Below are 21,781 nucleotides of genomic sequence, written 5' to 3'. Positions count from 1 at the left end.
CTTCAAGGGGTTGTCGTGCCGTCTCCCTCGCGTGCCTCCGGCACCGTTCTCCGTGACCGTGACTTCCGTCTGCTCTGGGCGGGGCAGGCCGCCTCGCAGTTCGGGGCGCAGGCCGGCCAGGTCGTTCTGCCGCTCGTCGCCGTGCTCACACTCGACGCCTCCACCGGCCGGCTGGGTGCGCTGCGTGCGGTGGAGCAGGCGCCGATTCTGTTGTTCTCGCTGTTCGCGGGCGCATGGGTGGACCGGCGGCGCGCCCGTGACGTGATGGTCGTGGCCGACCTCGGGCGCGTGCTGGCGCTGGCCGGTGTCGCCCTCGCGTATCCGCTGGGCGTGCTGGGGCTTCCGGTGCTGTTCGTCGCCGCCTTCGCCGTCGGTGTGCTCGGCGTGTTCTTCGACGTGGCGTATCAGGCGAGTCTCGTGCGGCTGGTCGGGCGCGACGAGCTGGCGCGGGGCAACAGCGCGCTGGAGGGGAGCCGGTCCGCCGCGCAGATCGGCGGGCCGGCGCTCGGGGGTGCGCTGGTGTCGCTCCTCTCGGCGCCGGTCGCCGCCCTGGCAGGCGCGTTCTTCTTCGTCCTGTCCGCAGTGTCGATTCGGCGCATCCGCCGGAAGGAGGCGCTACCGGCACCGCCCCGGGAGCGACGGAACGGCCGTCTCTGGCCGCAGATACGCGAAGGGCTCCAACTCGTGGCCCGGCAACCCGCGTTGCGGTCCCTGGGGATCGCCTCCGCCGTGTTCCAGTTCTCGTTCGCGGCCCTGATGACCGTGTACTTGCTCTTTCTGCCCCGCGGGCTGCACCTCTCCGGTGCCGCCGTGGGTCTCGCGCTCGCCGCGACGGGGCCGGGCGCGCTCGTCGGGTCGCTGCTCGCCGCGCGGCTTCCCGGGCGGTTCGGCCACGGCCGGGTGCTGGTGGCCGCGGCCGTGCTCGCCGACGGCGTGATGCTCTGCGTACCCGCGCTGCACGGCCCGACCGCCGTCACGGTCTCTCTCCTCATGGGCATCAACTTCGCCTTCGGCGTCTGCAGCCAGCTGGTCAACGTGACGCTCATGGCCGTGCGCCAGGCCGTCACGCCCGTAAGGATCCAGGGCCGGGTCGTCGCGACGGTCAACTTCGTCGGCATGGGGCTGACCCCGGTCGGCTCGCTGCTCGGCGGGGTCCTGGCCGACGGGCTGGGGCTGCGCTCCGGTCTTCTGGTGGCGGCCGTCGGCCTGGCGCTGTCACCGCTGTGCATGGCGCTGTCCCCACTGGCACGGCTCGGGCGGACGCTACCCCTGTGACCTCCACCTCCGCGCCCGGCGGACGGCCCTCACAACGGCCCGCCCCCGAGGAGCTGTCCTCCGTCCACGACAAGAGTCTCGCCCGTGATCCAGCGTGCGCCGTCCCCCGCGAGGAACGCCACGGCCTCCCCCAGGTCCTCGGGTTCGCCGATGCGGCCCAGCGGGGTGGCCGCGGCGACCCTCGCCTCGTTCTCCTGCCAGAGCGCCTCCGCCAGCTTGGTGCGGACGACGCCGGGTGCGATGGCGTTGACGCGGACCTTCGGGCCGAGTTCCAGGGCGAGTTGCTTGGTGAGGTGGATGAGCGCGGCCTTGGAGACGTGGTAGATCCCGACGTCCTGGGCGACGGAGAGCCCGCCGATGGAGGCGGTGTTGACGACGGACCCGCCGTGCTCCCCCATCCACGCCTTCACCGCGAGCGACGTCCACAGGATCGGCGCCCACAGGTTGACGTCCATCGTCTTGGCGAAGCGCCCGTGGTCCTGGTCGATGACCGGGCCGTACGCGGGGTTCGTACCGGCGTTGTTGACCAGGATGTCGAGGCTGCCGTACGTCGCGACGGTGTGCTCGACGCAGGCGCGCGCGGCGGCCTCGTCGGTGGCGTGGGCACCGAACCCCGCGACGCCACTGCCCAGTTGAGCGGCTGCCTCCTTGGCGCGCTCCTCGCTACGCGAGGTGATCACGACCTGCGCGCCGCGGTCGCGCAGCGCGGCGGCCGCCGCGAGGCCGATGCCACGCGACGCGCCGGTGACGACGGCGACCTTGCCGTCCAGCGGGCCGCTCATCCCGCGACCCGCGCGTCGCGCTCGGTCTCGCGGCGACGCAGTTCGCGCAGCGCGATGGTGCGCTTGTGCACCTCGTCGGGGCCGTCGGCGAGGCGCAGGGTGCGCAGGTGGGCGTACATGCTCGCGAGCGGGAAGTCGTCGCTGACCCCGCCGCCGCCGTGCACCTGGATCGCCCGGTCGACGACTTTCAGCGCGACCTCGGGGGCGGCGATCTTGATGGCGGCGATCTCCGTGCGGGCTTCCTTGTTGCCGACGGTGTCCATCAGGTGCGCGGCCTTGAGGGTCAGCAGGCGCACCATGTCGATCTCGACGCGGGACTCGGCGATCCAGTCCTGGATGTTGGCCCGGTCGGCGAGCGGCGCGCCGAACGTCGTGCGTGACTGGGCGCGGTCGATCATCAGGTCCAGGGCGCGCTCGGCCATGCCGATGGTGCGCATGCAGTGGTGGATGCGGCCGGGCCCGAGCCGCGCCTGGCTGATCGTGAAGCCGTCGCCCTCGCCCGCGAGCAGGGCGGTGACGGGGACGCGTACGTCCTCGAAGAGCACTTCCGCGTGGCCTTCGCGGTCCTGGTAGCCGAAGACCGGCAGGTTGCGCAGGACCGTGACGCCGGGGGTGTCGAGCGGGACGACCATCATGCTCTGCTGGCGGTGGCTCGGCCCGTCGGGGTCCGTCTTGCCCATGACGATGAGCACCCGGCAGTTCTTGTGCAGGGCGTTGGACGTCCACCACTTGCGGCCGTTGAGGACGTACTCGTCGCCGTCGCGGACCATCCGCATCTCGATGTTGCGGGCGTCCGAGCTGGCGACCGCGGGCTCGGTCATCGCGAACGCGGACGCGATCTCACCGGCGAGCAGCGGCTTCAGCCACTTCTCCTTGTGCTCCTCGGTGCCGAAGAGCGTGAGGACCTCCATGTTGCCGGTGTCCGGGGCGTTGCAGTTGGTGGCCTCGGGGGCGAGGTGCGCGCTGCGGCCCATGATCTCCGCCAGCGTCGCGTACTCCAGGTTGGTCAGGCCCGGGCCCCACTCAGGGTGCGGGTGGAAGAGGTTCCACAGGCCCCGCTTCCTCGCCTCGGCCTTGAGCTCTTCGAGGACCGGCGGGTGGAAGTGCGGATCGCCCGACTCCGCCATCTGTGCCTCGTACACCGCCTCGGCGGGGTAGACGTGCTCGTCCATGAAGGCGAGCAGCCGCTCCTGGTACTCCTTGGCCCTGTCGGTCACGTCGAACACGCTTCGTCCTCCAACGGTTGTGGTCCCGCACGTCTTGGTCCGGGTCTGGGCTCGGTTCACGCGCCGGTGGCCGGCGGCCCGAGGAGGCGTGCCAGCTCCGCCTCCGTCGTGGCCGCGTCCCGGTGCACGACCCCGGCGATGCCGAGCCGCTCCGCCGCCGCGATGTTCTGCGGCAGATCGTCCACCATCACGGCCTCCTCGGGGGGCACGCCGAGGCGCTCGCAGGCGATGGCGTACGCGCGGCGTGACGGTTTGCGCACTCCGATGTCCCCGGACACCGTCACGGCGTCGAACATCGCGGGCAGGTCGAAGCCGTCGTAGCAGTGGTCGCCGAGGGAGTTGGAGAGCAGCCCGACCCGGTATCCGGCGGCCCGCAGCTTCGCCGTCAGAGCGACCGTGTCGGGGTCCGGGAGCAGCCGCTCCTGGATGCGGCGCACCAGGCCAGGACCTTCGACCACCGCCCCGTGCGCCCGCAGCCGTGCCGCGAAGCCGTCCTCGAACTCCCGCTCGCCGATGCGGCCCTCCTCGTGCGCCACGAGCAGCGCGCTGCTCTCCGCGTCCCTGGAGAGCAGCCGGAGCAACAGCCGCGCGTCACCGGCCAGTTCCGTGCCGAGCTCCTCGAATACGGTGACCACGCTGGTGGTCAGTACGCCGCCGAAGTCGAACAGGACCGCATTGCGCGTACGCACGTCACTCATCGGACCGCACCTTCGCTCTCCTCGGATTCCGTCAACGTATTTGAATCCGGGTTCAGGTTCAAGCCCTCACGGTCCACAGCCCTCGCGCCGGGGCAGGGCTGCGGGGGCGCCCTGTATGTTTGAACCCAACGTCAAGTTCAGTAGCTGGAACGCCGCACGGAGGTTCTGCGCATGACGACACACATCTCGACCGCCCAGTGGGAGCGGGTCGCGACGCGCGAGGTCGCCTCCGGCGACATCACCCTCCGCGTCTTCGACCACGGCGACGCACGGCCGGGCAAGCCCTTGGTGGTGCTCTGCCACGGCTTCCCCGAGCTGGCGTTCTCCTGGCGGCACCAGGTCTTCGCGCTGGCTGAGGCGGGGTACCGCGTGCTCGCCCCCGACATGCGGGGTTACGGCGGGAGCTCGCGCCCCGCCGACGTCGACGCGTACGACATCCTGACGCTCTGCGGCGACCTGACCGCGGTCCTCGACGACGTGGGCGCCGACGACGCCGTCTTCGTCGGGCACGACTGGGGTGCCATGGTCGTGTGGCAGCTGGCCCTGGCCCATCCGGAGCGGGTGCGCGCGGTGGCCGGGATGAGCGTGCCGGTGACGCGGCGGGCTCCGGCGCCGCCGCTGCCGATCCTGCGCAAGCGCCTCGGCGACGACTTCTACATGGTGTGGTTCCAGGAGCCCGGCGTCGCGGACGAGGCCCTGAGCCGGAACGTACGCAGGACGCTCACCGCGAGGGAGATCTACTCCGCCCGGTGGGCCGATCAGGAGGAGGAGCAGTCGCCGCCCCCGCCGTGGCTCGACGACGAGGAACTCGCCTACTACGTCGACACGTTCGAGCGGACGGGCTTCACCGGCGGCCTCAACTACTACCGCAATCTGGACCGCAACTGGGAGCTCACCGGGCACCTGGCCGACCGTCGCGTCACGCAGCCCTCGCTGTTCGTCACGGGTTCCAAGGACCCCGTCGGGCAGTTCATGCCCGCGAAGGACCTCGACCTGATGCTGACCGACCAGCGCGGCCACGTCGTGCTCGACGGCGCCGGCCACTGGATCCAGCAGCAGCGGCCCGACGACGTGAACGCCGCTCTCCTCGAGTTCCTCTCCACGGTCGGCTGATAACCTCCGCTGCCACCGATACGTACAGGTTCGACCGACAGTGAATGGATCGCAGTGGCTGCCCAGGCCCCGGCCGCAGACGGCGGTCAGAAGCAACCGATCACGCCCCGCAGCGCCCGCGGCGTCAGGACGCGCAACGCCCTGATCGCCGCCGCGCGCGAGGTCTTCGAGCGCGACGGGTATCTGGACGCCCGCATCACGGACATCTCGAAGGCGGCGCACGTCGCCTCCGGGTCGTTCTACACGTACTTCAACAGCAAGGAAGAGATCTTCCAGGCGCTGGTCGAGCAGGTACAGGAGGAGATGCTCCACCCGCACCTGCGCGAGCGCACCGGCATCACCGATCCCCGTGAGCTCATCGACGCGTCGAACCGCGAATACTTGCGCGCGTACAAGAAGAACGCCCGCCTCATGGCGCTCTTCGAGCAAGTCGCCCAGGTGGACGAGCAGTTCATGGCGCTGCGCATCGAGCGCGGCAACGCCTTCGCCCGGCGCAACGCCAAGCTGATCCGGACCCTCCAGGAGAATGGTCAGGCCGACACCGGCCTGGATCCGCTGATCACCGCGCACGCCCTGTCGGTGATGGTGAGCCGCATGGCCTACATGGTGTTCGTGCTCGGGCAGCGCATTCCCTACGAGCGGCTCGTCACGACGCTCAACACAATCTGGGAGAACGGGCTGCGGCTGCGGGACCCGGCGCCGCCCGAGGACTGACCGGCGGCGGGGCTCCGGACGCGCCGCTACCAGCCGCGCGCGGACTCCAGCAGGTGGTCCCTGACCAGGGCGACGTGCGGGTTGTCCGAGGAGCCCGGCCGCTGCACGAGGTAGCCGGTGTTGATGGGCGGGTCGTCCGGATCGGCCAGCAGCACCAGGGCGCCCGACGCGAGCTCGTCGAGGCAGAGGTAGCGCGGCAGCACGCTGAAGCCGACGCCGCCGACGACGGCGCCCTTGACCGCGCGCAGGTCGGGCATGGTGACGGCGGGCTTGCAGACCAGCCGCTTGCCGAAGACGTGGCGCCAGTAGCGGCGGACGATGGGCAGATCCTCCGCGTACGCCACCAGGGGGACGCCGTGCAGCGCCGCGGGCCCGTCGGCGGCGAAACGCGCGGGCCCGCCGATCCGCTCGACCCAGGCCGCCGACGTGACCAGGACGAACTCCTCGTCGGCCAAGGGCACGGCGGCGAGGGCCCGGCCGCGCGGCCGGGTCGTGGCGATCAGCAGGTCGTGGCGGCCCGCACGCATCTCCTCCAGGAGCTCCTCCGTCAGTCCGGTCGCGATCCGCAGCAGCACCCCCTTCTCCACCAGAGGCGCGAGCCGGGGCAGCACACAGTGGGAGAGGAGCTCCGCGGGGCCCGCCACGTGCACCGGCTCGGCGGAACCGTCACCTCCGTGGCCCGCGACCTCCGCGAGGGCGTCCAGGGGGTCGATGACGCGGGACGCCAGCTCGTCCGCGAAGGGCGCGGGAGCGGCGCCGCGCGGCAGCCGCTCGAACAGTTCCCGGTCGAGCTGTCGCTCCAGGGCACGGATCTGCGCGGTGACCGTCGGCTGCGACAGGCCCAGGAGCCGCGCGGCCGCCGTGAAGGACCCGGAGCGGTAGACCGCCAGGAACGTGCGCAGCTGGTTCAGGTCCAGGGGCGCGGTGCCGTGCGCACCGCCCGGCGCCCCGGCCCCCGCCCCCGGGGGCCCCGCGTCAGCGTTCGTCTTTCCCATGCTCAGGAGCCTAAGGGCTGACCAGGGGGCGCACCTCGTCCGTGACGAAGCGGATGAATCCCTCGGGGTCCGGTTCATCCGCGGTGGGCTGCAGGACGACCGTGTCGGCGCCCGCCTCGGCGAGCCGCCGGACGGCTTTCGCCACGTCCTCGGCGTCCCCGGCGGCGCCGAGTGCGGCGACCCCGTCCAGGCCTTCGCGCCGCTGCTCGGCACGGAGCCGGGCCTCGGCGTCGGGCCCGGTCGCGGTGAGGAGGTAGACCACTACGGGGTGCGCCCCTTCGCGTCCGGCCGCCTCCCTTCCTTCCGCGATGAGTTGACGTGCCCGGCGCACCCCTTCCGGTGTCGTGCTCGCGTCCAGGATGGTGCCGTCGGCGGCCTCTCCGGTGAGCCGTACGGAGCGGGGGCCGCGCGCACCGGCGTAGACGGTGGGGGCCGACGCGGGCGGCCAGTCGAGCTTGACGCCGTCGAGGTGGACGTACCGCCCCCGAACCGTGACGCGTTCGCCGGCCAGCAGGGCGCGCATCGCGTCGAGGTGCTCGCGCAGCAGGGTCAGCGGTGACTCGGCCCGCGCGCCCACCTGCCCCATCCAGTCCTGTACCCCGTGCCCGACGCCGAGCATGACGCGGTCCGGGAAGAGCCGGTGCAGTGTGGCCGCCTCCATCGTGGTGAGGGCGGCGTTCCGCAGCGGCACGGGCAGCAGTCCGACGCCCACACGCAGCCGCTCGGACCAGGCGAGGGCGGCGGCCGCGCTCGCGATGCCGCTCTCCAGGAAGCAGTCCTCCCAGAGCCACAGCTCGTCGAGGCCCGCCTCCTCGGCCGTGCGCACCATGGCGCGCAGGCGCTCGGGGGGAAGCTGGGGACGGAACACCACGCCGAGAGTCGTCATGACGCCTTCCTATCTCGCTCCACGCCGACGATCAACAGCCTTTCCGTGTAAGGGTTGTCGTGCACAAGGGCGTTACATGAGAGTGATCGTCATGAGTCAGCCCACCGCCCAGGCCACCGATCAACCCGCCTCGCTCTCCACCCACGTCCGGAAGGCGGTCGAGGCCGACCTGCCCGAACTCGTGCGCCTGCGGGCCCTGCTCTTCGAGACCCTCGGCGGGGAGTACTTCAACCCCTCGCCCGGCGAGGACGACTGGCGCCACGAGCTCGCCCGCGTGCTGAAGGAACAGCTGACCGCGGACGCCGCGCGCATCCTCGTCGTGGACGGCGAGCACGGGCTCGCCGCCTGCGGCATCGGCACCGTCGAGCAGTGGTTCCCCGGCCCCCACAACCGCAACGGCCGGGTCGGCCACGTGATCGGCGTGGTCACCGACCCCGCGTACCGCCGACGCGGTCACAGCCGCGCGATCATGCGAGCCCTGCTCGACTGGTTCCGCGCGCAGGAGGCCTCGCGCGTCGACCTGTACGCATCCCCCGAGGGCGAACCGCTCTACCGGAACCTCGGCTTCGTCGACCATCCCGACCCGGCGCTGTACTGGCGCCCCTGATGGCCCATCGACGGCCGGGCCCGTAAGGTGACCCGTGCAGCTGGTTCGCCCCGTCCGCCAGACGGGAGCGTCGCAAGAGGGAACCCGGTGGGAATCCGGGACTGCCCCGCAGCGGTGAGCGGGAACGACCGCCGTCACACGCACTGGGACCGTAGAACGGTCCTGGGAAGCGACGGCCAGTAGGCGTCCTCCCCCGGGAGGATGTGCCCGCGAGTCCGAAGACCTGCCCGCTGTCCGCGCGCGAACCGTTTCGGGCGCGGATATTCCGGTGACCTCGAGGGCGGGTCGGCGCACACATCGGACGGACGACCGCGGCTTCCGCGCGAACCCGTACCGTCCGGTCAGTGCTTCCCTTCGCGCTCTCGTCCCGTCCCCGGGATCTCAGGGATTCATCTCGCGAAGGAGATCTCCGTGACCACCACACCCGCGGCCGCGACAGCACGGGCCACCGTGTACGGCTACCCCCGCCAGGGCGCGAACCGCGAACTGAAGAAGGCAATCGAGGGTTACTGGAAGGGCCGCGTCACCGCCGACGCCCTCCGTACCGCCGCCGCCGACCTCCGCCGCGCCAACTGGCGGGACCTCGCGGAGGCCGGCATCGGCGAAGTGCCGACCGGCGACTTCTCGTACTACGACCACGTCCTGGACACCACCGTCATGGTCGGCGCCGTCCCCGAGCGGCACCGCGCCGCGGTCGACGCGGACCCGCTCGACGGCTACTTCGCGATGGCGCGCGGCACGCAGGACGTGGCGCCGCTGGAGATGACGAAGTGGTTCGACACCAACTACCACTACCTGGTGCCCGAGTTGGGGCCGAGGACGGTGTTCGGCGCCGACTCCGGCAAGCAGGTCGGCGAGTTCAAGGAGGCGCGGGCGCTCGGTCTGCCGGCCCGGCCCGTCCTCGTCGGTCCCGTCACCTACCTGCTCCTGTCGAAGCCGGCGCCCGGGGTGGCCGCCGGCTTCGACCCGCTGACCCTCCTCGACCGGCTCCTGCCGGTGTACGCCGAGGTGCTCGCGGACCTGCGCGCGGCGGGCGCCGAGTGGGTCCAGCTCGATGAGCCCGCCCTCGTCCAGGACCGCACACCGGCCGAACTGAACGCCGCCGAGCGCGCCTACCGTGACCTGGGCGCCCTCACCGACCGCCCCAAGCTGCTCGTCGCCTCCTACTTCGACCGGCTCGGCGATGCCCTGCCGGTGCTCGCCAAGGCGCCGGTCGAAGGGCTCGCCCTCGACTTCACCGAGGCGGCCGCCGCCAACCTCGACGCGCTCGCGGCCGTGGGCGGACTGCCCGGCAAGCGGCTGGTCGCCGGTGTCGTCAACGGCCGCAACATCTGGGTCAACGACCTGGAGAAGTCGCTGGCCACGCTCGGCACCCTGCTCGGTCTCGCCGACCGGGTCGACGTCGCCGCCTCCTGCTCCCTCCTCCACGTCCCCATCGACACGGCCCTCGAACGGGACATCGAGCCGCAGATCCTGCGCTGGCTCGCCTTCGCCCGCCAGAAGACCACCGAGATCGTGACCCTCGCCCGGGGCCTGGCCAGGGGCACCCACACGATCTCCTCCCAACTCGCGGCGAACCGCGCCGACCTGGCATCGCGGGCGGCCTCCCCCATCACCCGGGATCCGGCCGTCCGCGCCCGCACCGGGGCCGTCACCGACGCCGACGCACGGCGCTCGCAGCCGTACCCGGAACGGACGGCGGCCCAGCGCGCCGCCCTCGGCCTCCCGCTGCTGCCCACGACGACCATCGGCTCCTTCCCGCAGACCGGGGAACTGCGGACGGCCCGCGCCGATCTGCGGGCCGGACGGATCGACGGCGCCGGGTACGAGGAGCGCATCAGGGCCGAGATCCAGGAGGTCGTCCGCTTCCAGGAGAAGGCGGGCATCGACGTCCTGGTGCACGGCGAGCCCGAGCGCAACGACATGGTGCAGTACTTCGCCGAACAGCTCACCGGCTACCTCGCCACACAGCACGGCTGGGTCCAGTCGTACGGCACCCGCTATGTGCGGCCGCCGATCCTCGCCGGTGACATCTCCCGGCCCGAGCCGATGACGGTGCGCTGGACGACGTACGCCCAGTCCCTGACCGGCCGTCCCGTCAAGGGCATGCTGACCGGCCCTGTCACCATGCTCGCCTGGTCCTTCGTCCGCGACGACCAGCCGCTCGGCGACACCGCCCGCCAGGTGGCGCTCGCCCTGCGCGACGAGGTGAACGACCTGGAGGCGGCCGGGACCCCGGTCATCCAGGTCGACGAGCCCGCGCTGCGCGAAACGCTGCCGCTGCGCGCCGCCGACCGCCCCGCCTACCTGGCCTGGGCCACCGAGTCGTTCCGCCTCACCACCAGTGGGGTGCGTCCGGACACGCAGATCCACACACACATGTGCTACGCCGAGTTCGGCGACATCGTGCAGGCGATCGACGACCTCGACGCCGACGTCATCAGCCTGGAGGCGGCCCGCTCCCACATGCAGGTCGCGCGCGAACTCGCCGCCCATGGGTATCCGCGCGAGGCGGGCCCGGGCGTGTACGACATCCACTCCCCGCGCGTGCCGAGCGCCGAGGAGGCGGCGGCGCTGCTGCGCAAGGGGCTCGACGCCATCCCGGCCGAACGGCTCTGGGTCAATCCCGACTGCGGCCTCAAGACGCGCGGCTGGCCCGAGACCCGTTCCTCCCTGGAGAACCTGGTCGCGGCCGCCAGGACGGTCCGAGAGGAGTTGTCCGCGTCCTGACGCGGTGTGAGATGCCGGGCGGGTGGGGCAGCGTGCGGCCCCACCCGCCCGGCAGGGCACTCGCACACGCCCAACCCCCTCTGTACCGCGTCGCACTGTGGAAGGATGCGCGCAGCAGAGAAACATTCCGCGTCTCCCTTCCGAGGCCGCCGCCATGAGTCAAGTTCCCTCGGTGCTGTTCGTCCTGTACGTGGCCTGCGCCGTGTGCAAAGGACGGGTCGCGCACCTCGAGTTCACACCGCCCGGCACGGAGCCCGTGAGCATGCCGCGCTGGAGCGAGTTGAGCCGCGCCGCCTACGCCGCGTCGAGAAACCCCTCCCTCTGGTGGTTCACCGTGGAGAGCGAGGCGTACACGAACGGCGCCGGTGAGAACATCACCGCCGACGACGCGGGCCGCTACCGCAACGCCTTCCGCTATCCACGCACCTTCGCCGGCGTCCACACGGCCGGCCTCAAGGGGGACGCGGGCTTCTGCGCGGAGTGCGACGTCCCCTACTGCGCTCGGCACTGGCGTCCGGACGAGGCGGACGGCGACGGAGCGGTGTGTCCGCTGGGACACCGGCGCTGACGGACTCGTCTCCTCGCGCTCGCGGGGTACGAGAACACTCCTGCGTTCTCCGAGTGCACAGGAGGTGCACGTGTTCGAAGGTTTCGAGTTGACGCGCCGGGCGGGAGACGGGGTCCTGCTGCGGGTGCGCCACGGCGGCAGCGGACCCGCGGTCCTGCTCCTGCACGGCCATCCCCGCACGCACGCGACCTGGCACCGCGTGGCTCCCCTGCTGGTCGCGGCCGGCCGCACGGTGGTCTGCCCCGACCTGCGCGGCTACGGCGAATCAGAGAAACCCCCGACCGACCCGCGGCACCTCCCGTACTCCAAGCGCGCCATGGCCGAGGACTGCCTGGCGGTCATGCGCGGCCTCGGGCACGAGCGGTTCGCCGTCGTCGGGCACGACCGGGGCGCGTACGTGGCGACGCGCCTCGCCCTCGACCACCCGGAGGCCGTGTCCGCCGTCAGCGTGCTGGACGCCGTGCCCATCGGGGAGGCCCTGCGCCGCTGCGACGCGACGTTCGCCGCGAGCTGGTGGCACTGGTTCTTCCTCGGCCAGACCGACAAGCCCGCCGAACGCGTCATCAACGCCGATCCCGACGCCTGGTACAAGGCCACCGCGCAGGACATGGGCGCCGAAGCCTTCGAGGACTACAGGCGCGCGATCCACGATCCGGCCACCGTGCACGCCATGTGCGAGGACTACCGCGCCGGTCTCGGCATCGACCGCGAGCACGACGACGCCGACCTGCGGGCCGGCCGGCGCATCGGCTGTCCGCTCCAGATCCTGTGGGCCACCCACGACGACATGACCGACCTCTACGGCGACGTGCTGAGCGTCTGGCGCGACTGGGCGGGCGACCGGCTCGAGGGCGGCCCGATCTCCTCCGGACACCACATGGCCGAGGAGGCCCCCGCCGAACTGGCCGCCGCACTGGCCGCCTTCTGGCGCCACGTGCCCGATGGCCGGCGCTAGTTCACCGTCAACTCCGCGACCCCGGAGTGCTTCTTCGCACCCTCTTCGCCGCGCACCGTCACCCGTACGTACCGCGCGAGCCGGGCATCGTCCGCCTCCGCGCGGTGCCAGTGCCGGCCGTCGAGGGAGAGCTCGACGGTGTGGGCGGCCGGCTCGGTGTCGGTCCAGGTGGGGGTGACCTTGTCGACACGGACGGGCTTGCCGAGGTCCGTCGTCAGGGTGCCGCGCGCACCGTCCGGGACCCAGGCCGTGGCCGAGTTGCCGTCGACGGCGGCGCCCGCGTACAGGCCGGGCTGCTCGGACGAGGCCTCGGCGGTGGTGCAGCGGGCCGCGTTGGTCGTGGGGGTCAGGTCGGGGCGGCGGGTCTTGAGGACGGCCGGGGCGCCCTTGCTGACGATCTGCTCGCCCTGCGGGGTGTCGAGCGTCATCGGCTCGCCGTCGGTGAGGCGCACGGTGGTGCGGTGCGCGCCGAGCTCGATGTCGTACGTGCGCCCCTGCCAGGCCAGTCCGCGCAGGGTGACGCCGCGGCCGAGCTGCGGAGGGAGCATCGGGTCCAGGTGGAGGCGGTTCTCCCGCATCCGCATGCCGGTCAGGCCGTTGGTGAAGGTCTGCAGGAAACCTCCCTTGCCGGTCAGGAAGTCGTGCGCGGGCGAGCCCGACAGGGGATCCTCGGCGCCCGCCTTGTCGCCGCGGGCCTCCGAGAACTGGGCGAAGGGGCCGCGTACGAACGGCTTGATGGAACGCTCGAGGTAGGTGTACGTGGAGCAGCCGGGCTCGCCGATCCCGGCGGCGTCGATGGCGTGCACGGAGTCCGTCATGGCCGGGCCGTCCGGGTCGGTGCGCTGCGCGTAGTAGTCGAGGGTGGCGGCCGCAGAGCCCTCGGGCATCTTCCATTCCAGCGGGTACATCAGGAGAACGGTGTCGGCCTGCTTGATGGTGCTGCCGTCGTAGCCGTCGTACTGCTGGAAGACCTTGCGGCGCTCGTCGTACGGGATCCGGATGCGGTCGGCGACGGTCTTCCACTCGGCGGGGGCCCGCTTGCCGAGCAGTTCGGCGGCGCGGGTGGCGTGGCGCAGGGCGGTCACGGCGCCGGCGTTGGTGAAGACCGCGTCGTCGACGCCGTTGCTGTACTCGTCGGGTCCCGCGGTGTCCTTGATCGAGTAGCTGCCGTCCTTGTTGCGGCTGACGCGGCCCGCCCAGAACTCGGCGATGCCCTTCATCACCGGCCAGCCGCGCTCGCGCAGCCAGCGGGTGTCCTTGGTGGCCAGGTAGTACTGCCAGGTGGCCAGGGAGATGTCGGACTGGAGGTGGACCTGGGTGCGGCAGTGCGGCGGATCGACGCTGTGGCACTCCTCGGCGAGGTTGCCCGAACTCCCGCTGTTCCAGGGGTAGAAGAGCCCTCGGTAGCCGAGTTCGCGGGCGTTCTCGCGGGCAGTGGCGCGGGTCCGGTAGCGGTAGTCGACGACGGACTTGGCGAGTTCGGGCCGGGTGGCGAGCAGGGCCGGGTACATCCAGGTCTCGGCGTCCCAGAAGACGAGGCCCGCGTAGTTGTCACTGGTCAGGCCCGCCGGGGCGATGCTGTTGGCCGCGCCCTCGCGGGTGTTGGAGAGCAGCCCGTACTGCGCGGACCGCACCCACGACTGCATCTCGCGCCGCCCGCGCACCTCGATGTCGCTGCGCCACAGCCGCGACCAGGCCGCGGTGTGGGAGCGGAGCAGGGCCTGCCAGCCGCGGTCGGCGGCGCGCCGCGAGGTGGCGGTGGCGTCCCGGCGCGGCGTGCGCGAGGTCAGGGCCGTGTCGACGCCCACGTACTTGGTGAAGTCGTACGACTGCCCACGCCTGACGGGAAGGGCGAGCGCCTGACGTGCACTCAGCTCCTTGGCCCCCTTGGCTTTTTGGGCCTTGGCGGCGTGTGCTCCGCGCCCGGCGCGCAGGGTGGAGGCGACGGCTCCGTCGACCTTCGTGCCGTCCGTGCGGAACGCCACGTCCATGCTCGGTGCGGTCCGGCCGCCGCGGTGCTCGCCGGTCCGGTCGCCGCCACCGGTCTGCTGGACACGCCGCGCGCCGCGGCCGTCCAGCATGTCGGTGACGGTCGCCCTGCCGCTCCAGTGCGGCGTCATGCTCATGCGGACGGCGCCCACGTGCGGGTTCACTCGGTCGGCGAGCACCTCGTACACGAGGTCGGTGCGGCGGCCGTCGGTGGCGGTCCAGGTCAGCGACGTACGGACGAGGCCGCAGTTGAGGAAGAGCGACTGACGGTAGTCGGAAATGTGTCCGGCCGGTGTCGAAGAGTTGAAGGTATCGGCATGGGCCCCGCCCGTGCTGACGGTGAGCGCGGTCCAGTTGGGCAGCGCGGCTACGGCCTGCCGGTCCTCGGCGGTCTTCTTGTTGTGGGCGTACAGGCCGGACACGAAGGAGCCGTCGTAGCGCGGGGTGAACAAGGGCCAGCCGGTCTTGGCCTCGCTGTCGCTGTAACCGGCCCCGTTCGGCGGCACGCGCTGGCCCAGATAGCCGTTGCCGACGAAGGGGTGGTGGGTGTCGGAGGCGTCGGAGCGGGTGGTCGTGGTGAGCGTCCAGCCGTCACGGGCGCCGCCCTTGTCGCCCTTCCGGCAGTCCGGGGCCGCGGCGTTGTCGGTGCTCCGCGCCGGCTGGGAGGCGGCCGGCGGCACCGAGGCGACGAGGGCTCCGGCCAGTAGCACCGCGGTCAGTCGGGCGGCACGCGGCAGCGCACCGAGGGAGTACGTCATTGTTCTCCGTCACTCTGGTTCACCTGCGAGGGTCCAGGGACCATAAATTTCCTGAACGAGTCACGTCAATAGCTGAGCGTTATCGGTCAAGTGTCGAAGACATAAGAGACAGTCGGGCTCACCGGGTGTGTCGGGCTTTTCGTGTCGGCCGGTTCAGCGTCGCGTGCCGCCGAGCCCGCAGAGGGCGAGTTCCTCGGGCGTGATGGGCGCGTGCCGCTGCGCGTGTCGGCCCGGGCCCCGGGCGACGCCGAGCAGCACCGCGGGCCTGGCAAGGCAGGTGAGGGGCGCGGACAGTGTCATGAGGTCGGTCAGCGCCCGGAGGACCGCCGGGTCGCCGGTGGCGGCCCGCATCATCCGCTGGGTGTAGCCGCGCAGCAGTCGGGCGGCCGGCGGCGGGCGTTTGCCGCTGGTGCCGGGGTAGTTGAGGTCCTCGCCGGTGGCCAGGCCCCAGGGTCCGGCCGTCGCGCGGGCCACCTCCCGCTGGACGTGCCGGGCGAAGCCCGCGGCGTGGACCGGGCGATCGCGCCGGGCTCGGTCCAGCACGGCCGCGCTGTGCGCGGCGACCGACAGGCCCTGACCGTAGACGGGGTTGAAGGTGGCGACCGCGTCGCCCAGGACCAGGAACCCTTCCGGTGGGGCGGTGAGCCGCTCGAAACGGCGGCGCCGGTTGACGGTGCTGCGGGTCAGGTGGACGTCGGTCAGGGGTTCGGCACGGGCGATGAGGTCGGCGATGAGAGGGTCGCGCAGGGTGCGGGCGAACGGCTCGAAGTCCGCGGCACGCCTGGTGGGTTCGGCGCCGCGGGTGCCCGCGACGGTGACCAGCCAGCGGCCGCCCTCGACGGGCAGCAGGGTGGCGGCCCGGCCGGGGGTTCCGGAGCGGGGGTCGGGCTGGATGCTGACCATGGGGAAGCGTTCCGTGCCCGGTGGCGCCCGGAAGAGCCGGGTGGCGTAGACCTGACCGGCGTCCACCGTCTCCTCCTGTATGGCGGGCAGTCCGAGGCGGGCGAGGTGGTGGGGGGCCTGCGAGCCGCGGCCCGACGCGTCGACCACCAGATCCGCCGCCAGCTCCTCGACCGCGCCGCCGCCGGTCTCCCGTACGGCCACGCCTGCCACGCGCCGCCGGTCGCCGAGCAGTTCCACCGCCTCGGTGCCGTCCCGCAGGGCCACGCGCGGCAGGGCCAGGACGCGTGCGCGCACCACCGCGTCGAGCAGGTCCCGGGTGCAGGAGACGAGGAACTTCGTGTCGGGCCTGCGCGGGAACCAGCCTCCCGGCCCGAGTACGACGATTCCGTCCGACACCCCCACGCGCCGTGCGCCCGCGGCCACCCACGCGTCGACCGTGCCCGGGAGCAGGGCCTCGATGACGTGGGCGCCGCCGGACATCATCAGGTGGGCGTGGCGGGCCTGCGGCAGCCCCCGGCGTGGTGCGGTCCCCGCCGGCATGCGGTCCCGGTCGACGAGCACCACCTCGTCCACCCGGCCGGACAGGACGCCCGCGGCCAGCATCCCGGCCATCCCCGCGCCGAGAACCACCGCGCGCCCGCCCCTGTCCGGCATCCTGCCCTGCGCCCTCATGACCACGACCTTCCCTCGTGCACGCCTGCCCAGTACGGGAGTTGAGCCCAAACTGCGGGTTGCGCGCTCCCGGCACAAGCAGCGAACCGGACCCTGCGGGCCGATGCCGGGGAAAAGGCCGTTGTCAGTGCCTCCCCATAGAGTGAAGACATCACTCGGGGAGCTTCGGAGGGGGAGCAAAAGCATGTCCGCAAACAAAATCCAGCACAAGGTGAATCACGTCGCGTTGGTGGTGGACTGTTCAGGTTCCATGCGTCCGCACGAGAGCCAACTCATCCGCGTCGTGGACGAATTCGTGGCGGGTCTGAAGGCCGAATCGGACAGCCTCGGTCACGAGACCCGGATCAGCCTCTACTCCTTCGATCACAGGGTGGAGAACCTGGTCTGGGACATGGACGTGAAGCATCTTCCGTCCATGCGCGGCCTGTACCGGGTCAATAACGGAGCGACGGCTCTCATCGAGGCTTCGCTGAAGTCCCTGGACGACCTCGGCCACATCTGGGAGGAGTACGGCGAGCACAGCTTCCTCCAGATCGTGGTGACGGACGGCGAGGAGAACGCCTCCGGCGGCGACCGGCGGCACGACGGCGACATGACCATCCTCGGCCCCTGGCTCGACAGGATCACGGCGAAGATGGGCGGGCTCCCCGGCCACTGGACTTCGGCGATCCTGGTCCCGAACTCCCTGGCCAAGCGCACCGCCCAGAACTACGGCTTCCCGGCCGGGAACATCGCCATCTGGGACGCCGACTCCCAGAAGGGCGTCGAGGAGGCCATCGGCACCGTGCGCGCCGCCGCCACCAGCTTCCTCCGGGGACGCGAGCAGGGAATGCGCGGCACAAAGAACCTGTTCGCCGTCGGCCAGGACATATCGGTGGACGAGGTGCGCGCGAACCTCGAACCGATACCGGCCGACAAATACCGGCTGTTGAAGGTCGATCAGGAGGTCGAGATCCGCCCCTTCGTCAACTCGCACCCGGGCGTCACGTACGAACGCGGCGCGTGCTACTACCAATTGGGCGCCCGGGCCCAGGTGCAGCCGAACAAGGAAGTCATCGTGGTGGAGAAGGACACCGATCGCGCCTATACGGGGGACGCGGCGCGCAGCCTTCTGTTCGGTACGGGCATTCAGGGAACGGTCTCCGTGAAAGCGGGAAACAACCCCAAGCTGGAGGTCTATGTGCAGAGCCGTTCGGTGAACAGGAAACTCAAGCCGAATACGCGGCTGCTCATCATGCTCTGAGGGCCCGCGTCAGCGCGTTGTGCCGTCCTCGCGCGGGTGCCGGCCGAGGATCCCCTCGACGATCCTCAGCAGCCGCTCGCCCGCTCGGTCGACGCTTCCGTTCTGCGTGCTGACCTGCGCGCCTTCGAGTACGAATGTGATCGCGGCCGCGGTCTGCTCGGGGTCGGGCAGCCCGGCCGCGGCGCACATGCCGATGAGCCTGCGGGTCTGCAGGGCCTTGTGCTCCTCGATCACCTGCCGCGCGGGGTGGGAGCGGTCGGGCAGCTCGGCGATGGAGTTGATGAACGGACAGCCCCGGTGCGACACCGAGGGCAGCCCCTCGGCGATGAAGCGGGCCAGGCCGAGGATCTGCTCCCTGGGTCGGCCGGGGTGTTCGGCCTCGACCCGGTCGAAGGCCGCCTGGTAGTCCGCGGCAACGATCCGCAGCCACTCCGCGACGAGCGCGTCCTTGGTCTCGAAGTGCCGGTAGATGGCCATCTTGGTGGTCTCGGCCCGCTCGGCGATCGCCTGGACGCCCACACGGCGGATCCCCTCGCTCTGGAAGAGCTCCTCCGCCGCGTCGAGGATGCGTTCACGCGGGGGCAGTTTCGCCACCCGGCTCGGCCTTCTGCCCGCCGTCGCTCTGTCGTTCGTCACTGCCATGGCTGCTACGGTACCAATCCGTCCTGTGCGATACCGATCGGTATCATTCAGCACTCGTCGGTATCGTCATTGCTGCGTGCGCTGGAAGTGAGGGTGACAGTGAGAGTTGCCGAGTACGTGACCTTTGACGCGGTCGGGCTCGCCGGGCTGGTGGCCAAAGGTGAGGTGACCGCGGCCGAACTGGAAGCGGCCGCCCGCGAGGCCGCGCGGATGGTCAATCCGCGGATCAACGCCATCGTCGAGACCTGGCCCACCGACGACGAACCCCGGCCCGTCGAGGACGACGGCAGGGCTCCGCTGGCCGGGGTTCCCTTCCTCATCAAGGACATCGGGGTCTCCATGGCCGGAAGGCGGATGGAGCTGGGCAGCCGGCTCGCGGCCGGCCTCGTCGCCGGTGCCGACTCATCCCTGATGCGGCGTCTGCGTCGCGCCGGCCTCGTGACCTTCGGGCGTACGGCGACACCGGAGATGGCGTACAGCATCACGACGGAACCTGAGCTGTACGGTCCGACCCGCAATCCGTGGGACGTGGAACGGAGCGCGGGCGGGTCGAGCGGGGGCTCGGGTGCGGCTGTCGCCGCCGGCGTGGTCCCGATCGCGCACGCCACCGACGCCGCCGGTTCGCTCCGCATCCCCGCCGCCCACAACGGTCTCTTCGGGCTGAAGCCCACCCGCGGCCGGGTCTCCATGGGCCCCGACGCCGACGAGGTCTTCAACGGCCTGGCCGTACACGGAAGCGTGAGCCGCACGGTGCGCGACAGTGCGGCGCTGCTCGACCAGATCCGCGGCCCGGAGCCGGGCGACCCCTACTTCGCCCAGGAGCCGCCCCGGCCATACACGGAGGAAGTCGACCGCCACCCGGGCTCGCTGCGGATCGGGGTCCTCGCCCAGGCGTGGGGCGGACGCCGCACCACCGCCCCGGTGGCCGACGCGCTCTCCCGCACCGTGCGGCTGCTCGAGTCCCTCGGGCACCGGGTGGAGGAGGTGACGGTGGAACTCGGGGTCGGCTGGGAGGAGTTCGTCGTGGCCGATGCCCGGCTGATGACGGCGAATCTGACGGCCTCGGTCGACGAGCTGGCCAGCGCCTTCGGCCGGCCCGTCGACTCCTCGACCCTCGAACCGGGCACCCTTGCCGGCTACCACTACGGACAGCGGGTCACCGGCCCCCAGTTCGTCTCCGCTCTCGCGGTCCGGAACCGGGTCGCCCGAAGCCTGGCGCGGTACTTCGACACCCACGACGTACTGCTGACCCCCACCTTGCCGGAACTTCCCATGCCCTTGGGCGCCTACACCGAGGGCGCGGAGGCGCTGGACGGCCTGGGCTGGATCGACCGCCTCAACGACCGCTCGCCGTTCACCATGGCGTTCAACGTGGCCGGCATCCCCGCCATGTCCGTACCGGTGACGGCCGACGCCGGGACCGGGCTCCCGACAGGCATGCAGTTCGCCGCCGGTCACGGGCTCGAAGGCCGCCTGTTCCGGCTCGCCGGACAACTCGAACAAGCGAGCCCGTGGTCGGGCCGGACACCCATGGTGTGGGCGGGCGACGGCACCGGCCGCTGAAAAGGCGGCAGCCGTCAGCGGGCCGCCGGGGGCTGCTTGTGTGCGGGATCCAGGCGGTAGTCGGGGCATTCGCGGTTCTGACATGCCCCGGGGCCCCACGCGGGAACGTAGACGCCGAGGCTCTTGTGCCGGTGGATCGTGGCCGGCACGGACTTCTTGCAGGTCGGACACTCGCGGGCCTCGACCTCACGCTTCATCTTGACCATGTCTTTACGATATGCCGGAAATGCCCGACTGGAAAGCGGCCGCCTCTCCGACCGGCCTGCGGGAGCTGGGGTGGCTGCGGGCGCTCGGAGGCTGAGCACCACAGAACCCGCCAGGACGACGACGATGACCGCGAGACTCACCGGTGAGGGGATCTCGGGGATGCCCGGGCTGATCAGCTTGTGCGACGCCTGGAGGATGAGCTTGACGCCGATGAAGGCGAGGATGACCGCCAGCCCCTTGCTCAGGTGTCGGAAGCGGTCCAGCAGGCCCGCGAGCAGGAAGTACAGCGCCCGCAGACCGAGGATCGCGAACACGTTGCTGGTGTAGACGATGAACGCGTCGTCGCTGACCGCGAGGACGGCGGGAACGCTGTCGACGGCGAAGACCAGGTCGGCGGCCTCGATCGCGGCGACCACCGCGAGCAGCGGCGTCGCCATCCGTCTGCCGGCCTCCTTGACGAAGAACTTCGCCCCCGCGTACTCGTCCCGGACCGGAACGACCTTGCGCAGCATCCGCACCGCGAAGCTCTTGCCGGGGTCGAAGCTCTCCTCCTCACCCCTGAGGAGTTTGTAGGTGCTGTAGAAGAGGATCGCCGCGAAGGCGAACAGCACCGCGGTGAAGCGGCCGACCACGGCGACGCCGAGGGACAGGAAGACGCCGCGGAAGACGAGGGCGCCGATGACGCCGAAGAACAGCACCCGGTGCTGGTAGGCGCGCGGCACCTTGAAGTAGGCGAAGATCACGGCGAAGACGAAGAGGTTGTCGACGGACAGGCTCTTCTCCAGCAGCCAGGCCGTCGTGTACTCGGTGCCCGCCGTCGTACCGAGGACGAGAAAGACGACGGCGCCGAAGGCCAGCGCGAGGCCGACCCACAGACAGCTCCAGGCGGCGGCCTCCTTGAAGCCGATGACGTGCGCGGTGCGGTGGGCCAGCAAGTCCACCGCCAGCGACACCACCACGGTCGCGGCGAAAGCCCCCCACAGCCACAGCGGGACCTCAGGCACAGCGAACACCCTCATCACGGCCGGCGGCGAGGACACCGGCCCTCTAGTGAAAGTGTGCGCCATCGCTTCTCGCGGAGCATTCGGGCTTCCGCGTCGCGCCGGGCGGCCGCAGGATGTCGCCGGCCGCCTCGGCGACGAAGACACGGCGGCATCCGCACTCGCTCGAGCCGCCACCATCGGCCTCACCGATCAGAAAACGGCAGAAGTCAGGCCCGCTGCGCCTGCGTCCGGTCATCAGGAGCGTCGATCAG

General features: G+C 71.4%; 17 protein-coding genes, 1 pseudogene and 1 riboswitch. Of the genes and pseudogenes, 9 read left to right on the top strand and 9 right to left on the bottom strand.

Going from position 1 to position 21,781, the window contains the following annotated elements:
• Positions 1-15: 15 nt before the first annotated feature.
• A complete protein-coding gene (locus ACI2L3_RS11075; RefSeq protein ID WP_404752049.1) occupies positions 16-1,275 on the top strand; it encodes an MFS transporter in 1,260 nt (419 codons plus the stop codon).
• A 29-nt stretch (positions 1,276-1,304) separates the two neighbouring features.
• On the opposite strand, the gene ACI2L3_RS11070 is transcribed toward ACI2L3_RS11075, so the two are convergent.
• From ACI2L3_RS11070 to ACI2L3_RS11060, 3 genes are all read right to left on the bottom strand, one after another.
• Complete coding sequence (locus tag ACI2L3_RS11070; RefSeq protein ID WP_404752048.1) at positions 1,305-2,057, bottom strand: SDR family oxidoreductase; 753 nt, start codon at positions 2,055-2,057, stop codon at positions 1,305-1,307.
• On the bottom strand, positions 2,054-3,229 hold the full coding sequence (locus ACI2L3_RS11065) for an acyl-CoA dehydrogenase family protein (RefSeq protein ID WP_404752494.1): 1,176 nt from the start codon (positions 3,227-3,229) through the stop codon (positions 2,054-2,056). The genes ACI2L3_RS11070 and ACI2L3_RS11065 overlap by 4 nt, the downstream gene beginning before the upstream one ends.
• A gap of 110 nt (positions 3,230-3,339) precedes the next feature.
• Positions 3,340-3,981, bottom strand: coding sequence for an HAD family hydrolase (locus tag ACI2L3_RS11060; protein WP_404752047.1), 642 nt, complete (start codon positions 3,979-3,981; stop codon positions 3,340-3,342).
• A gap of 171 nt (positions 3,982-4,152) precedes the next feature.
• On the opposite strand from ACI2L3_RS11060, the gene ACI2L3_RS11055 reads away from it, so the two are divergent.
• Together ACI2L3_RS11055 and ACI2L3_RS11050 are read left to right on the top strand one after the other, a co-directional pair.
• A complete protein-coding gene (locus ACI2L3_RS11055) occupies positions 4,153-5,094 on the top strand; it encodes an alpha/beta fold hydrolase (RefSeq protein ID WP_404752046.1) in 942 nt (313 codons plus the stop codon).
• A gap of 54 nt (positions 5,095-5,148) precedes the next feature.
• A complete protein-coding gene (locus tag ACI2L3_RS11050) occupies positions 5,149-5,808 on the top strand; it encodes a TetR/AcrR family transcriptional regulator (protein WP_404752045.1) in 660 nt (219 codons plus the stop codon).
• A 26-nt stretch (positions 5,809-5,834) separates the two neighbouring features.
• On the opposite strand, the gene ACI2L3_RS11045 is transcribed toward ACI2L3_RS11050, so the two are convergent.
• Positions 5,835-6,803: a LysR family transcriptional regulator gene (locus tag ACI2L3_RS11045; RefSeq protein WP_404752044.1), complete on the bottom strand. Its 969-nt coding sequence runs from the start codon at positions 6,801-6,803 to the stop codon at positions 5,835-5,837.
• Between the two features lie 10 nt (positions 6,804-6,813).
• Positions 6,814-7,689 (bottom strand): LLM class flavin-dependent oxidoreductase, encoded by an 876-nt coding sequence (locus ACI2L3_RS11040; RefSeq protein ID WP_404752043.1) that lies wholly within the window; start codon positions 7,687-7,689, stop codon positions 6,814-6,816.
• A 91-nt stretch (positions 7,690-7,780) separates the two neighbouring features.
• Here ACI2L3_RS11040 and ACI2L3_RS11035 point away from each other — a divergent pair, with 91 nt between their 5' ends.
• From ACI2L3_RS11035 to ACI2L3_RS11020, 4 genes are all read left to right on the top strand, one after another.
• Entirely contained in the window at positions 7,781-8,296 is a 516-nt protein-coding gene (locus ACI2L3_RS11035) for a GNAT family N-acetyltransferase (RefSeq protein WP_404752042.1), read from the top strand.
• 24 nt (positions 8,297-8,320) lie between these two features.
• Positions 8,321-8,542, top strand: a riboswitch (cobalamin riboswitch).
• 165 nt (positions 8,543-8,707) lie between these two features.
• Positions 8,708-11,026 (top strand): 5-methyltetrahydropteroyltriglutamate--homocysteine S-methyltransferase, encoded by a 2,319-nt coding sequence (gene metE / locus ACI2L3_RS11030; RefSeq protein ID WP_404752041.1) that lies wholly within the window; start codon positions 8,708-8,710, stop codon positions 11,024-11,026.
• A 154-nt stretch (positions 11,027-11,180) separates the two neighbouring features.
• Positions 11,181-11,594, top strand: a complete 414-nt coding sequence (locus tag ACI2L3_RS11025; protein ID WP_404752040.1) for a hypothetical protein — start codon at positions 11,181-11,183, stop codon at positions 11,592-11,594.
• A gap of 70 nt (positions 11,595-11,664) precedes the next feature.
• A complete protein-coding gene (locus ACI2L3_RS11020) occupies positions 11,665-12,549 on the top strand; it encodes an alpha/beta hydrolase (RefSeq protein ID WP_404752039.1) in 885 nt (294 codons plus the stop codon).
• Here the strand turns inward: ACI2L3_RS11020 and ACI2L3_RS11015 are convergent.
• The gene (locus tag ACI2L3_RS11015; protein ID WP_404752038.1) at positions 12,546-15,296 is read right to left on the bottom strand and encodes a discoidin domain-containing protein; all 2,751 of its coding nucleotides are present in this window, start codon (positions 15,294-15,296) and stop codon (positions 12,546-12,548) included. The two genes, ACI2L3_RS11020 and ACI2L3_RS11015, sit on opposite strands and share 4 nt — an antisense overlap.
• 153 nt (positions 15,297-15,449) lie before the next feature.
• Positions 15,450-16,871, bottom strand: a complete 1,422-nt coding sequence (locus tag ACI2L3_RS11010; protein WP_404752037.1) for an NAD(P)/FAD-dependent oxidoreductase — start codon at positions 16,869-16,871, stop codon at positions 15,450-15,452.
• Positions 16,872-17,055: 184 nt separating this feature from the next.
• On the opposite strand from ACI2L3_RS11010, the gene ACI2L3_RS11005 reads away from it, so the two are divergent.
• Positions 17,056-18,114: a VWA domain-containing protein gene (locus tag ACI2L3_RS11005; protein ID WP_404752036.1), complete on the top strand. Its 1,059-nt coding sequence runs from the start codon at positions 17,056-17,058 to the stop codon at positions 18,112-18,114.
• Between the two features lie 9 nt (positions 18,115-18,123).
• Here the strand turns inward: ACI2L3_RS11005 and ACI2L3_RS11000 are convergent, their stop codons facing one another.
• Positions 18,124-18,756, bottom strand: a complete 633-nt coding sequence (locus ACI2L3_RS11000; RefSeq protein ID WP_404752035.1) for a TetR/AcrR family transcriptional regulator — start codon at positions 18,754-18,756, stop codon at positions 18,124-18,126.
• A gap of 99 nt (positions 18,757-18,855) precedes the next feature.
• On the opposite strand from ACI2L3_RS11000, the gene ACI2L3_RS10995 reads away from it, so the two are divergent.
• Positions 18,856-20,319: an amidase gene (locus ACI2L3_RS10995; protein WP_404752493.1), complete on the top strand. Its 1,464-nt coding sequence runs from the start codon at positions 18,856-18,858 to the stop codon at positions 20,317-20,319.
• A 251-nt stretch (positions 20,320-20,570) separates the two neighbouring features.
• On the opposite strand, the pseudogene ACI2L3_RS10990 reads toward ACI2L3_RS10995, so the two are convergent.
• A pseudogene (locus ACI2L3_RS10990) lies at positions 20,571-21,530 on the bottom strand (TerC family protein); the annotation flags it as partial.
• Positions 21,531-21,781: the final 251 nt, after the last annotated feature.

The organism is Streptomyces sp. NPDC029674 (genome assembly GCF_044903205.1).
Lineage (GTDB): Bacteria > Actinomycetota > Actinomycetes > Streptomycetales > Streptomycetaceae > Streptomyces.
The sequence above is the reverse complement of the archived record's forward strand: the minus strand, read 5'-3'. Positions and strand labels throughout refer to the sequence as shown.

Excerpts from the sequence above, each read along its gene's own strand:
- ACI2L3_RS11045 (WP_404752044.1), bottom strand. The coding sequence starts at position 6,803 with ATGGGAAAGACGAACGCTGACGCGGGGCCCCCGGGGGCGGGGGCCGGG.
- ACI2L3_RS11025 (WP_404752040.1), top strand. The coding sequence starts at position 11,181 with ATGAGTCAAGTTCCCTCGGTGCTGTTCGTCCTGTACGTGGCCTGCGCC.
- ACI2L3_RS11055 (WP_404752046.1), top strand. The coding sequence starts at position 4,153 with ATGACGACACACATCTCGACCGCCCAGTGGGAGCGGGTCGCGACGCGC.
- ACI2L3_RS11040 (WP_404752043.1), bottom strand. The coding sequence starts at position 7,689 with ATGACGACTCTCGGCGTGGTGTTCCGTCCCCAGCTTCCCCCCGAGCGC.
- ACI2L3_RS11015 (WP_404752038.1), bottom strand. The coding sequence starts at position 15,296 with ATGACGTACTCCCTCGGTGCGCTGCCGCGTGCCGCCCGACTGACCGCG.
- ACI2L3_RS11060 (WP_404752047.1), bottom strand. The coding sequence starts at position 3,981 with ATGAGTGACGTGCGTACGCGCAATGCGGTCCTGTTCGACTTCGGCGGC.
- ACI2L3_RS11005 (WP_404752036.1), top strand. The coding sequence starts at position 17,056 with ATGTCCGCAAACAAAATCCAGCACAAGGTGAATCACGTCGCGTTGGTG.
- ACI2L3_RS11010 (WP_404752037.1), bottom strand. The coding sequence starts at position 16,871 with ATGAGGGCGCAGGGCAGGATGCCGGACAGGGGCGGGCGCGCGGTGGTT.
- ACI2L3_RS11035 (WP_404752042.1), top strand. The coding sequence starts at position 7,781 with ATGAGTCAGCCCACCGCCCAGGCCACCGATCAACCCGCCTCGCTCTCC.
- ACI2L3_RS11070 (WP_404752048.1), bottom strand. The coding sequence starts at position 2,057 with ATGAGCGGCCCGCTGGACGGCAAGGTCGCCGTCGTCACCGGCGCGTCG.
- ACI2L3_RS11065 (WP_404752494.1), bottom strand. The coding sequence starts at position 3,229 with ATGGACGAGCACGTCTACCCCGCCGAGGCGGTGTACGAGGCACAGATG.
- ACI2L3_RS11000 (WP_404752035.1), bottom strand. The coding sequence starts at position 18,756 with ATGGCAGTGACGAACGACAGAGCGACGGCGGGCAGAAGGCCGAGCCGG.